General features: G+C 69.0%; 14 protein-coding genes. 10 read left to right on the forward strand and 4 right to left on the reverse strand.

What is annotated here, in order from left to right:
• Positions 1-78: 78 nt before the first annotated feature.
• The 3 genes from VHR41_18175 to VHR41_18185 are packed head-to-tail and all read right to left on the reverse strand — an operon-like array spanning position 79 to position 2,211.
• Positions 79-669: a GNAT family protein gene (locus VHR41_18175; GenBank protein HEX3236127.1), complete on the reverse strand. Its 591-nt coding sequence runs from the start codon at positions 667-669 to the stop codon at positions 79-81.
• Positions 670-709: 40 nt separating this feature from the next.
• On the reverse strand, positions 710-1,162 hold the full coding sequence (locus tag VHR41_18180) for a hypothetical protein (GenBank protein ID HEX3236128.1): 453 nt from the start codon (positions 1,160-1,162) through the stop codon (positions 710-712).
• Positions 1,159-2,211 (reverse strand): PQQ-binding-like beta-propeller repeat protein, encoded by a 1,053-nt coding sequence (locus VHR41_18185; GenBank protein HEX3236129.1) that lies wholly within the window; start codon positions 2,209-2,211, stop codon positions 1,159-1,161. Before VHR41_18185 ends, VHR41_18180 begins: the two co-directional genes overlap by 4 nt.
• Positions 2,212-2,250: 39 nt before the next feature.
• On the opposite strand from VHR41_18185, the gene asnS reads away from it, so the two are divergent.
• On the forward strand, positions 2,251-3,546 hold the full coding sequence (asnS, locus tag VHR41_18190; protein ID HEX3236130.1) for an asparagine--tRNA ligase: 1,296 nt from the start codon (positions 2,251-2,253) through the stop codon (positions 3,544-3,546).
• Here the strand turns inward: asnS and mazG are convergent.
• The gene (mazG, locus tag VHR41_18195) at positions 3,537-4,358 is read right to left on the reverse strand and encodes a nucleoside triphosphate pyrophosphohydrolase (protein HEX3236131.1); all 822 of its coding nucleotides are present in this window, start codon (positions 4,356-4,358) and stop codon (positions 3,537-3,539) included. The two genes, asnS and mazG, sit on opposite strands and share 10 nt — an antisense overlap.
• A 37-nt stretch (positions 4,359-4,395) precedes the next feature.
• On the opposite strand from mazG, the gene alr reads away from it, so the two are divergent.
• From alr to VHR41_18240, 9 genes are all read left to right on the forward strand, one after another.
• Positions 4,396-5,493, forward strand: coding sequence for an alanine racemase (gene alr / locus VHR41_18200; protein HEX3236132.1), 1,098 nt, complete (start codon positions 4,396-4,398; stop codon positions 5,491-5,493).
• Positions 5,490-5,738 carry a DUF1844 domain-containing protein gene (locus tag VHR41_18205; protein ID HEX3236133.1) on the forward strand — a complete coding sequence of 83 codons (249 nt, stop codon included), beginning with the start codon at positions 5,490-5,492 and terminating at the stop codon, positions 5,736-5,738. Before alr ends, VHR41_18205 begins: the two co-directional genes overlap by 4 nt.
• Positions 5,738-6,904 carry a phosphopentomutase gene (locus tag VHR41_18210; protein ID HEX3236134.1) on the forward strand — a complete coding sequence of 389 codons (1,167 nt, stop codon included), beginning with the start codon at positions 5,738-5,740 and terminating at the stop codon, positions 6,902-6,904. Before VHR41_18205 ends, VHR41_18210 begins: the two co-directional genes overlap by 1 nt.
• Positions 6,897-7,283, forward strand: coding sequence for a cytidine deaminase (locus tag VHR41_18215; GenBank protein ID HEX3236135.1), 387 nt, complete (start codon positions 6,897-6,899; stop codon positions 7,281-7,283). Before VHR41_18210 ends, VHR41_18215 begins: the two co-directional genes overlap by 8 nt.
• Positions 7,280-8,500: a hypothetical protein gene (locus VHR41_18220; GenBank protein HEX3236136.1), complete on the forward strand. Its 1,221-nt coding sequence runs from the start codon at positions 7,280-7,282 to the stop codon at positions 8,498-8,500. The genes VHR41_18215 and VHR41_18220 overlap by 4 nt, the downstream gene beginning before the upstream one ends.
• A complete protein-coding gene (locus VHR41_18225; GenBank protein ID HEX3236137.1) occupies positions 8,500-9,636 on the forward strand; it encodes a hypothetical protein in 1,137 nt (378 codons plus the stop codon). The genes VHR41_18220 and VHR41_18225 overlap by 1 nt, the downstream gene beginning before the upstream one ends.
• 20 nt (positions 9,637-9,656) lie before the next feature.
• Positions 9,657-10,970, forward strand: a complete 1,314-nt coding sequence (gene miaB / locus VHR41_18230) for a tRNA (N6-isopentenyl adenosine(37)-C2)-methylthiotransferase MiaB (protein HEX3236138.1) — start codon at positions 9,657-9,659, stop codon at positions 10,968-10,970.
• Positions 10,967-11,251, forward strand: a complete 285-nt coding sequence (locus tag VHR41_18235; GenBank protein ID HEX3236139.1) for a late competence development ComFB family protein — start codon at positions 10,967-10,969, stop codon at positions 11,249-11,251. Before miaB ends, VHR41_18235 begins: the two co-directional genes overlap by 4 nt.
• Before the next feature lie 16 nt (positions 11,252-11,267).
• Positions 11,268-11,518 (forward strand): hypothetical protein (locus tag VHR41_18240; GenBank protein ID HEX3236140.1); only part of this gene is annotated, 251 nt, incomplete at its 3' end.

Below are 11,518 nucleotides of genomic sequence, written 5' to 3' on the forward strand. Positions count from 1 at the left end.
GAGCGACTGGTAGCCGAGGGCGCCTACGTTCACCGCCGTGAGGGCGACGAGCAGTGTCTGAGTGTGCATGATCTTCCCCTACGATATGGTCGGAGCGTCGATGCCGCAGGGGCCACCGCCTCGTGACCTCAACCGGTGCTCCAGGTGCTGGCGGACATCGGGCCACTCGGTCGCCAGAATGCTGTACATGACGGTGTCGCGGACCGTGCCGTTCGGACGAGCGTGGTGATGCCGGAGCACGCCGTCTTTCTTCGCGCCGAGCGCCTCGATGGCACGCTGGGAGCGAAAGTTGAAATTGTCGGTTCGGAGGCCCACCACCTGGCACCCGAGCGTGTCGAATGCGTGAGACAGCAACAGCAGCTTACAGGCCGTGTTGATGTGACTCCGGTGCCGGCTGGCGGCGTACCAGGTGTAGCCGATCTCGACCCGATCGATCTTGGGCATGATATCGTGATAGCGGGTCGAGCCTACGATCGCATTGCTCGGAAGATCCCGGACCGCCCACGGCAGCATGACACCCTGTTGCTGGCCCGCGAGCGCGTCCGCGATGTACGCCGCGGTTTGGTCGGGGGATGGGACGGAGGTGAACCACAGCTCCCAGAGGCGGCCGTCCGAGGCGGCCGCGATGAGGCCCTCAAGGTGAGCGGTATCGAGTGGCTCGAGGCGCACACCGTGACCCTCGAGGGTAACGGCTCCGGGTGTGATCACCCTAAAACCCCACGCTAATCCCCACCCCCGTCGCCTCCCGCAGTTTCCGCACTTCCGGCTTGAACGGCACGATATCCGGACGATGGGTCTTCCGGGTCAGCTCCCAGACGAACATCGCCGCCGCGCCGAGCAGCGCGGTCTCGCCGCCGAAGAGCAGGCGCCGCGCCTGCCGGTCGTAGCGGAGCGACTCCTGATAGAAGAGCTCCGAGCTGGCATCCGAGTAGCGGCCCGACACGTTGAGATCGCAGGCCCGCTCGTTGGAGAAGCAGCGCTGCTCCAGTGCGTCGAAGTTGTCCTCCGCCCGATTGTGCGCCTTGGCGGCGAGCAGGTTCATCCCCAGCGCTCCCGCCGCGAGCGCCCATTTGCCGTACTTCACCAGAGGCCCGACACCCTGCGCCTGCGCCGGACTGGCCAGGAGGATGAGGGCGAGGAGCGAGCCGAGTCGTCGGTTCATTGGCGGTACCGATGGATGTCGCCGTTGCCCCCGATGGCGAGCATGCCGTCGGCCAGCCGGGCCGGACTCAGCTCGATCGGCCCGAGGAGCCGAAGGCGCCAGAGCTCCCGCCCATTCTCGGGCCGGAAGGCGCGGAGGGTTCCGTCCGCGCCGCCCAGCAGGATCGCGCCGCCGAGCAGGGTGACGGGGGCGGTCACCGGCCAGGAGAGGGTGACGATCGGCTGCGCCGCAGTCGCGGAGTCGCCGGTGATCCGGTAGAGCGTGCCCCGGCGAGAGACCGCAAACACCGTGTCGCCGCTGACCGCCGGCGCGCCGACCACCGGGGCGTCCACCCTTACCCGCCACGCCGGCCGGAGGTCGGCAAGCCGGATCGACACCACCAGGGAGTCGGTGGTCCCCGCGACCAGTCTGCCGCCGACCCGTATCCAGGGGGAGAGGATCACGCCGGGCGACGGCGCCCTGTGCAGCACCTTGCCGCCGGCACCAAGCCGGAAGAGCGAGTCGGTCGTAGCCACGATGAATGCGCCGCTATCCACCGGGAGCGCCGGAATCCGGGAGGCGCCAAGCCGCCGGCGCCAACGGACGTCGCCGCTCGCTGGATCGAGTCCGACCACCTGGCCTTCCTGGGTCTCGGCGACGAGGGTGCCGCCGATCAGACTGAGTGGGGCACCGACGATGTCCAGCCTGGTCCGCCAGAATCGCTTGCCCGTGGCCCGTGCCATGGCGTAGACCGCGCCTTGCGGGCGGCTGGTGGCGGCGTAGACGGTATCTCCAGCGAGGACCACCCCTCCGGCGATCAGCCCCGAGAGCCGGGCCGACCAGATGGTGTTGCCACGAGTCAGGTCCACGGCATAGACCTTCCGGTTGACTCCGGCGCCGAACAGGGTGTCGCCCCTGATCACGAAGGGCCCGGTCCACCTCCGGCCGGCCTTCGCTGACCAGACCGTCGCCGGTCCTCCGGAGGCCTCGGCCGGCGCCACCGCCGAAGAATGGTGCGAAACCACGGCGCACGCCGCGTTGACGGCCCCCAGGAGGAGGACTAGACTCAACGCTCCGCGTGATTTCCCCGTCTCGACAATGGATGACGCATGGCCACGATCCGGATCAGCGATCTGCGCACGCACGTGGGGGAGACGGTTACCCTGCGCGGCTGGGTCGTGACCACCCGGTCGAGCGGGAAGATCGCGTTCGTGGTCATCCGGGATGGCTCGGGAACGGTGCAAGGTGTCCTGTCCAAGAAGGAGGTTCCGGAGTCGGCCTGGGCGGCGTTTGCCGGGTTGACCCAGGAGACCAGTGTGGCGCTGACCGGCGTAGTACGGGAGGAGGCCCGCTCGCCCGGGGGACACGAGATGTCGGTGACCGGCCTCGAGGTGCTCGGTCCCAGCGTGGACTACCCGATCACCCCCAAAGAGCATGGGACGACGTTCCTCTTCGAGCATAGACACCTGTGGCTCCGCAGCCGGCGCCAGGTGGCCGTCGCCCGGGTGCGCCACGAGGTGGTCCAGGCCATCCGGGACTACTTCTACCAGGAGGGGTTCACCCTGGTGGACACGCCGATCCTGACGGGCGCGATCGGTGAAGAGGCCGGGAATCTCTTTGCCACCGAGTACTTCGATCTGGGCAAGGCCTACCTGGCCCAGACCGGCCAGCTCTACGTGGAAGCGGCGGCCGCGGCGCTGGGCAGGGTGTACTGCTTCGGACCCACCTTTCGCGCGGAGAAGTCGAAGACCCGGCGGCACCTGACCGAGTTCTGGATGGTCGAGCCCGAAGTCGCGTTCAACGACTCCGATGCCAACATGGAGCTGCAGGAGTCGTTCGTGAGCTACATCGTGGCACGGGCGCTCGAGCGGCGCAAGGAGGAGTTGAAGGAGCTGGAGCGGGACACGGCGCCGCTGGAGCGGGTGCGGGCGCCGTTCGCCCGGATCTCCTACACCGACGCGGTGGACCGGCTCAATCAGCTTGGCTCCGACATGCAGTGGGGCGGGGACCTGGGCGGCGACGACGAGACCTTGCTGGCCAAGGAGTACGACCGTCCGCTCTTCGTCTACAACTACCCGAAGCAGGTGAAGGCCTTCTACATGAAGGAGAACCCGGCCGACCCGCGGACGGTGCTGAACAACGATTGCCTGGCGCCCGAAGGCTACGGCGAGATCATCGGCGGATCTCAGCGGGAGGACGATTACGAGCTCCTCCTGGCCCGGATCGAGCAGCAGGGGCTCGACCCGGACGCCTACCGCTGGTATCTCGACCTCCGAAGGTACGGGACGTTCGTGCATTCGGGCTTCGGCCTGGGAATCGAGCGCACCGTGGCTTGGATCTGTGGCATCCCCCATATCCGCGAAGCCATCGCGTTTCCCCGCCAGATCCACCGGCTCTATCCCTGAGCGTTGGCCCTCGGCGGTTCGGCACCCTGCAGCTTCACTTCGTCCCAGAGCAGATCGAGCTCCGCCAGGCCCGCCTCGGTCATCTCGATGCCGCGCTCGGCCGCGAGGCGCTCCATCGCGTCGAACCGGTTTCGGAATTTCCGATTGGCCCGCTCCAGGGCGAGTCCTGGGTCCACACCGGCTTTCCGCGCCAGATTGACGGCGGCGAAGAAGAGATCGCCGACCTCGTTGGTCAGCGCGTCGGTGGCCGGGGCTAAAGCGTTCGGATCGGCGGCCGTGGCGCGGGACCGTCCGCCGCTCCGCCGCAGCTCCTCCTCCACCTCGGTCAGCTCCTCTCGCACCTTCTCAGCCGGCCCCTGCACGTCGGGCCAGTCGAACCCGACCGATGCCGCTCGCTCCTGCAGCCGAAATGCCTTGAGCAGCGGTGGAAGGGTGGGGACAATGCCCGCCAGCGTGCGGCCCCGCCGTTCCCTCCGCTTGATTCGCTCCCACGGCTCCGCCTCGCCCAAGTCGAACAGGTGGGGATGGCGGCGCTTCATCTTGGCCTCGAGATCGTCGGCCACCGCGGCCGCGGTGAACTCCTCCCGCTCCTCCGCGATCACCAGCTGGAAGGCGAGGTGAAGCAGCAGATCGCTCAGCTCACCCCTGATGGCATCGGGCTCGCCTTCACCCAGCGCGTGGTCCAGCTCCAGCACCTCTTCGATTAGATACGGCCGCAGCGTTTCCCGGGTCTGCGCCCGGTCCCAGGCGCAGCGGGCCCGGAGGTCGCGCACCATTGCGAGGGCACGCCCAAGCGCTGAATTCTCTTGCATTTATCCCTCGTGACAGATAAGATACCGCCGCCCTAATATGATCTTGTCTCCCGATACGGCCCGGGCCTGGGTGGATGTCGATCTGGGCGCGCTGGTGGCCAACGCGCGCGCGCTGGCGTCGGTCACCGGCAGTCGGCTGCTGCCGATGGTCAAAGCTAACGGCTACGGTCTAGGGGCGGCTGAGGTCGCGGGGGCGTTGGAGTCGATCGATCCCTGGGGATACGGCGTCGCAACGGTCGAGGAGGGAGCGGAGCTTCGCCGGGCCGGCATCGCCCGGCCGATCCTGGTGGCCAGCCCCATGCTTCCGGAGGCGAGCGAACCCTACCTGGCCCACGACCTCCGACCAGCCATCGGAGATCCCGAGGCCCTGGCCGCGTGGTGCCGGCGTAGCTCCCGACCGTTCCATCTCGAGCTCGACACCGGAATGCATCGCGCCGGCATCCCTTGGGACGATGCGGCAGGGTTGGCGGCAGTCGGCGCGCTGCTGGCCGACGCCCCCGGGTTCGAAGGCGTCTTCACCCACTTCCACTCGGCCGACTCGGATCCTGCATCGACCGAGGTCCAGTGGGCACGATTCGAGGGACTCCTCGCCGCGCTTCCCCGCCGACCCCCGCTGGTCCACGCGGCCAACAGCGCCGCCGCTCTCCGGGGTCGCCGCTACGCTGGCGATCTGATCCGACCGGGCATCTTCCTTTACGGGGGCGCGGCCGGCGGGCTCGAACCGGCCGCGGTGGCGGCCTTTCGCGCCCGGGTGCTCGCAGTGCGCACCGTCGCTCCCGGGGAGACGGTGAGCTACGGCGCCACATGGCGGGCCGGGACGCCGACCCGCGTGGCGACGATCGCCGCCGGATACGCCGACGGCTTCCCTCGGGCAACTCGCGATTGCGAGCCGGGCGCCCGACCGCCGCGAGTGATCGAGATCGGCGGGCGCGCGGCGCCGGTGCTGGGGCGGGTCACCATGGACATGACGATGGTCGCCGTGGAGGGCGACGCGGTAGCCGCCGGCGATGTGGCGACTCTCTATGGCGGACTCGTCTCCCTCGACCAGCAGGCCCGGGCCGCGGGGACGATCTCCTACGAGCTCCTCACTGGAATCGGGTCGCGAGTCCCGCGCCGCTATCGGAGAGCATCATGAATCCCCATTTCGCCTCCCTGGTGCTGGGGCTGGCGCACCAGGCCGAAGCCGCGCTCCAGGGCCAGCTCCCACCGGAGACCGGTGATGCGACCGACGCACGAAAGGTGGCCCAGGCGCTGATCGACACGCTCGGGATGCTGGCGGAAAAGACGGCCGGACGTCTGGACGCTGACGAGCAGCAACTGCTCGATCAGGCACTGACGGCCCTCCGCTTCCACTTTGTCCAGACCATGCCCAAGGCGTGATGCGCCGCGCGGCGATCATCGTCCTCGATGGCCTGGGCATCGGGCCGGCCCACGATACCGCGGAGTACGGCGATAGCGGGAGCGATACCCTGGGCAACCTGGCGCGTAAGGTCGGCGGCCTCGACCTGCCCAATCTCGGCGAGCTCGGCCTCGGCAGGTGCGCGCCTTTGGCGGGAGTCGCGGCCGTAGGCGCGCCGCGCGCGGCGTTCGGGGTCTGCGAGCCGAAGAGCCCTGGCAAGGACAGCACCACGGGACACTGGGAGCTCTGCGGGCTGATCCTTCCTGCGCCGTTTCCCACCTATCCGGCTGGCTTCCCGTCGGAGGTGATCGAGGAGTTCTCCCGCCGGACCGGGCGCGGCGTGCTGGGCAACAAGGCCGCGTCGGGTACCCTGATTCTGGACGAGTTCGGCGCCGAGCATCGGCGCACCGGGAGCTGGATCGTGTACACGTCGGCCGACAGCGTCTTCCAGGTGGCCGCGCACGAGAGCACGGTTCCGTTGCAGGAGCTGTATGCCGCCTGCGCCGCCGCCCGTGAGATGCTGCAGGGCGAGCACGGGGTCTCCCGAGTCATCGCCCGACCCTTCAGCGGCGAGCCCGGCGCCTGGACTCGAACCCCGCGCCGAAAGGATTTCAGTCTGCCTCCACCGGGGCCGACGCTGCTCGACCGGCTGGCGCAGCACCACGTGCCACGCCTGGGCGTCGGCAAGGTGGACGATCTGTTCGCCGGTCGCGGCATCTCCAGCATCCATACGGCCACCAACGCCGAAGCGTACAGTCTGATCGCGAGCGCGCTGATGTCGATGCATCGCGGGCTGCTGCTCGCCAACGTCATCGAGTTCGACCAGAGCTGGGGTCACCGGAACGACGTGGCGGGTTTCCATACCGGGCTGCTCGCCCTGGATCGGGTGCTGCCGCAACTGCTCGATCGGATGCGGGAAGAGGACCTCGTTATCTTTACCGCCGATCACGGCAACGACCCGACCACGCCATCCACCGATCACTCGCGCGAGGTCGTCCCACTGCTGGTCGTCGGCCCCCGGGTGCGGCCGGTTCCGCTCGGCCGGCGCCCCACGTTCGCCGACGTCGGCCAGACCGTGGCCGATTTCCTAGACGTGCCGCCGCTGCCGGCGGGCACGTCGTTTCTGCCTGAGGTCTGGATTGACTGATCCCCTGATGGCCGCGGCGCGGGCCGTGCAGCAGAGGGCCTACGCACCCTATTCGAAATTCCGGGTGGGCTGCGCCCTGGAGGCGGAGGACGGGACGATCGTCGTCGGCTGCAACGTGGAGAACGCCTCCTACGGACTGACCATCTGCGCGGAGCGCGCGGCTATCTGTGCGGCGGTGAGCGCCGGTCTGCACCGCTTCCGCCGCGCGATCGTGGTCTCCGATGCCGACCCGCCTGCCGCTCCCTGCGGCGCGTGCCGCCAGGTGCTGGCGGAGTTCGGGCTGCAGCTTCAGGTGGAGGCGGTCGGCCCGGCCGGGGGGATGACCTGGACCCTCGCCGAGCTCCTTCCGGCGGCGTTCGGGAAGGAACAGCTCACGTGAGGCGTGCCCTCATCGGGCTCGGCACCGTAATCGGACTGGCGGGGGTGCTCACCGCGTGTCAGGAGAAGCTGACCTCGCCGGCCGAGTGCCCGGGTCTCTGTCCCGGCGGCCCGCAGACGCTCTCCGAGTCGGTGCTGGCCCCGCTGGCCGGGTTGGACAGCAGCTTCCACACCTATGTGGCGCCCGGGCAGGGTGTGGCGCTGCTGGCCTCCAGCGGGCTCGCCATCTCGGAGGACCGCGCGGTCTACCGCTTCGTCAGCCTGCAGGACTCCATCGCCGTCCGGGACACCGCGCGGGCCTACGTGGTGGACTCGGTGCTGATCACGCTCAACCTCGTTGCCCGAGACACGCTGGTGAGCGGGCTCAAGCTGCTGCTCTACCGGCTGACGTCCGCGGTGGACAGCACTGCGACCTTCGCGAGCGTCGATCCCCAGACGGTGAGCGCCAACCTCATCGACACCATCGCGGTCCCGGATTCGGTCCACACCGGTGCAATCACCACGATGCTCCGGGGCAGCGAGGTGAGCCGGGTGGCGATCCCGAAGGGGACCGGCGGCGTGCTGGGCATGGGCATTCGTCTTACCGCCGCCGCGCCGACCGGTGTCCGGCTGGGCTCGCTGGCGGGCGGTAACGGCGCCACCTATGTCGCGTATCTGACTGTGGACGTGCCCGACACCACCCAGTCCGTCAAGCACCAGTTCCTGAGTCGCGCCACCACGTTCAACACCTTCGTCACCCAGAATCGCCCGGCTCCCGACCCGACGCTGCTCACGGTAGGTGGCGACTCGTCGTCCCGCTCGATCGTCCGGTTCTCCTTGCCGCCCCAGCTCAGGGACTCGGCCACCATCGTTCGCGCCACGCTGGAGCTGATTCCTGCCCATCCACTGCTCGGTTTGCCGGGGGACCGGGCTACCATCGACGCTCGCGCCGTGCTCGCCGATCTGGGGGCCAAGTCGCCGGTCACGACCGACGCCAGATTCATCGTGACCGACACGCTGCCCCAGGGCTCGAGCGACACCCTGCGGCTCGAGGTGACCCGTCTGGTGAGGCTGTGGCAGTCGGCCACCGACCGGCCGCCGGCCATCTTTCTGATCCTCCATCCGGAGGCGGCGACGTTCACGCGGCCCACGTTCGGATCGACGCACGCCGGGTCCCCAGTGGGGCCTCCCCGACTGCTGATCACGTACCAGCTCCCATTCCCCTTCGAGATTCCCTAGTGCGCCGAGTCCTCCTGCTGGTGCTGCTTGCGGGGGCGCCGGCCGCCGCCACCGGGCAATCGTCTCAATTCGGGGTCCGCGGCCTCGGGCTTCCTGGCCGGTCGCTCTCGGTGCACGCGCTCGGGGCGGGCGGCGCCTTCGGGCTGTTCGATCCGGAATCGAGTCTCAACCCGGCGGCGCTCGCCGGGTCTTCGGCGCTGACGGCGACGTTCAGCGGGATGGAGGATTTCCGCCACGTGGAGAACCCTGCAGGGACCGCGTCGCTTCGCGAGAGCCGCTTCCCTCAGATGACCGTGGGCGGCCCGCTCCGGCGGTATCCCGTCTCGGTCGGCCTCGGCTTCTCCAACTACACTAGCCGCGACTTCACCCTAGCCACGGCGGACACTATCCTGCTTCGCGACGTCCTGGTGCCGGTGAGCGATACCGTCACCTCGCGTGGCGGCCTCAGCGACCTGAGCATCGCCGGGGCGTACCGGCTCCAGGAACACTGGTCGGTGGGCGGGTCGTTTCACGTGCTCACTGGAACCAATCGGGTAACGGCCCGCCGGGCCTTTGCCGACACGGTGTACCAGGAGTCCAGCCAGAACTCGGAGATCTCGTTCGCCGGGGTCGGGGTCGAGCTCGGATTGATGGGCAGCTTCAGCCCGAGCTTCGCGGTCGCGGCGATCGTGCGATCGGACGGGCGCGCCCGGATCGACCGGGATTCCGCCGATGTCTCGCGGGTCGACTTGCCGTACACCTTCGGACTGGGGTTGCGTTGGCAGGTGCGTCCCAGGCTCGCACTCGCCGGCCAGGGGCTGTTCCGCACCTGGTCCGGCGCGAACAGCGATCTGCTCGAGCAGGGGGGCACCGGCGCCGACAACACCATCGACCTCGCGTTCGGTGGGGAGTACACCCCGGACCCGAAGCGGCCGTCCCGCCGGCCGCTCCGCCTCGGCATCCACTATGGCTCCCTCCCGTTTCCGATCCTGGTCGGCGAGCAGCCGCACGAGCTCGGCGTCTCGATCGGCTCCGGCCTTCGCTTTGCCCAGGAGCGAGCCGGCATCGATCTCGGGTTGGAGCACGTTTGGCGCTCGGCGGGGGCGTATTCCGAGCGCGCATTCCTCGTATCCGTGGGTGTGACGGTCCGACCCTGACGGGGTATCTTTCGCCGCGTATGAGCCCGCGCTTCTACATCGAGACCTACGGCTGCCAGATGAACGTGGCCGATTCCGAGCTGGTGCTCGGCATCCTGGGCCGCGAAGGCTACGCCCGCACCGAGGAGCCGGCCGAGGCGGACGTGATGCTGGTCAACACCTGTGCCGTCCGGGATAACGCGGAACAACGGGTGATCGGCCGCATGGGCGAGCTGCAGCGTCACAAGCGCCCGGGCAGCGTGCTCGGCGTGATCGGATGCATGGCCCAGCGGCTGGGTCCGCTGCTGCTCGAGCGGGTGCCGCGGGTCGACCTCGTGGTCGGCCCCGATGCCTATCGCAATCTTCCCCAGCTCATCCGCGTTGCCCAGGGCGGCCAGCGCTCCAGCGACACCGAGTTTCGCGCCTGGGAGCATTACGAGGATGTTCCGCCGGTGCGCGAAACCGGTCCCACCGCGTTCGTCACGGTACAGCGCGGGTGCGATTACCGTTGCACATTCTGCATCGTCCCGGCCACGCGGGGGCCGGAGCGGAGCCGGCTGCTGCAGGACGTGGTCCGCGAGGTGACGGCCCTAGCGGCCCAGGGCACCAGCCAAGTCACTCTGCTGGGGCAGACCGTCAACAGCTATCACGACGGCCAGCACGATTTTGCCGACCTGCTTCGGGCGGTCGGCGCCATCCAAGGCATCCGCCGGGTACGGTTCACCAGTCCGTACCCCACCGAGTTCACGCCTCGCGTCATCCAGGCCATGGCCGAAACGCCGGCCGTGTGCCGGCACGTGCACCTGCCGGTGCAGAGCGGCTCCAACGCGGTGCTCCGGCGGATGCTGCGGCGCTACACCCGGGAGCGCTATCTCGAGGTGGTGAGCCAGCTCCGGGCGGCCATGCCGGGCATCACGTTCTCCACCGATATCATCGTCGGCTTCCCCGGCGAGACCGATGCACAGTTTCAGGAAACGTTGAGCCTGGCGGCCGATGCCGATTTCGATGACGCGTATACGTTCAAGTACTCGGTGCGCCAGGGCACGCCGGCGGAGCGACTGCGAGACCACGTGCCCGACGACGTGGCGTCCGCGCGCCTCGAGCGACTCATCGAGACGGTGCGGACCAACGCCCGGCGGAAGAATGCGGCACGAGTGGGTCAGATCCATGAGGTGCTGGTGGAGCGCCAGGCCAAGCGGGGAGATCTCATGCTGGGCCGCACCCGGGGCAATCATCTCGTCCTGCTGGAGCTGCCGGCGCACTCGGTCGGCGAGTACCACACGGTGCGCCTCACCGGCACCACTGGTTCCACTTTCACCGGGGCAGTCGTCACGCCCGCACTGGCGGTCTTGTGATCCACAACCTGGTCGAGGAGCACGTCATCGCGGCGTACGACGCCATGCGCCCGCATTTCCCCGATTTCTGCGGGTGCGATGTCTGCCGGGCGGACGCCCTGGTCTTCACCCTCAACCGGGTGCCGGCCCGCTACGTCGCCAGTCTGCCAGGCTCGGTGCTCACCGAGGTCAATCTGGTGAAGGAGCAGAGCCGTGCGGCCATCGAGGTCGCGATGATGGAGGGACTCCGCAAGATCACTCTCGCGCCCCGTTGCGGGCGAGGGAAACGCGCGCCGGCCTGACCCGCGGCGGCCGGCGGTGAGGCCACCGCCGTCGGTTCTGTTCACGCTCTCCTACGGGGCCGGTCTCGCGACCGGCCTTCTGCATTTTGGGGCCCCGGGCTGTGCGCTAGCGGTGACGCTGCTCGCCGCGGGGTCGTTTCTGCGCCGGCCACTGCCCACCCTGCTGGGAGCGGCCCTCGGAGTCGGCGTGCTGGCCGCTGCCGTGGCCCGGGCAGCGGATCGCGACAGCTGTGCCTCACGGCTCCCGGCAGGCCGCATCGGCCTGAC

This window comes from Gemmatimonadales bacterium (assembly GCA_036265815.1).
Taxonomy (GTDB): Bacteria; Gemmatimonadota; Gemmatimonadetes; order Gemmatimonadales; family GWC2-71-9; genus CAVVWJ01.

Excerpts from the sequence above, each read along its gene's own strand:
- VHR41_18205 (HEX3236133.1), top strand. The coding sequence starts at position 5,490 with ATGAATCCCCATTTCGCCTCCCTGGTGCTGGGGCTGGCGCACCAGGCC.
- miaB (HEX3236138.1), top strand. The coding sequence starts at position 9,657 with ATGAGCCCGCGCTTCTACATCGAGACCTACGGCTGCCAGATGAACGTG.
- VHR41_18180 (HEX3236128.1), bottom strand. The coding sequence starts at position 1,162 with ATGAACCGACGACTCGGCTCGCTCCTCGCCCTCATCCTCCTGGCCAGT.
- alr (HEX3236132.1), top strand. The coding sequence starts at position 4,396 with ATGATCTTGTCTCCCGATACGGCCCGGGCCTGGGTGGATGTCGATCTG.
- VHR41_18210 (HEX3236134.1), top strand. The coding sequence starts at position 5,738 with ATGCGCCGCGCGGCGATCATCGTCCTCGATGGCCTGGGCATCGGGCCG.
- asnS (HEX3236130.1), top strand. The coding sequence starts at position 2,251 with ATGGCCACGATCCGGATCAGCGATCTGCGCACGCACGTGGGGGAGACG.
- mazG (HEX3236131.1), bottom strand. The coding sequence starts at position 4,358 with ATGCAAGAGAATTCAGCGCTTGGGCGTGCCCTCGCAATGGTGCGCGAC.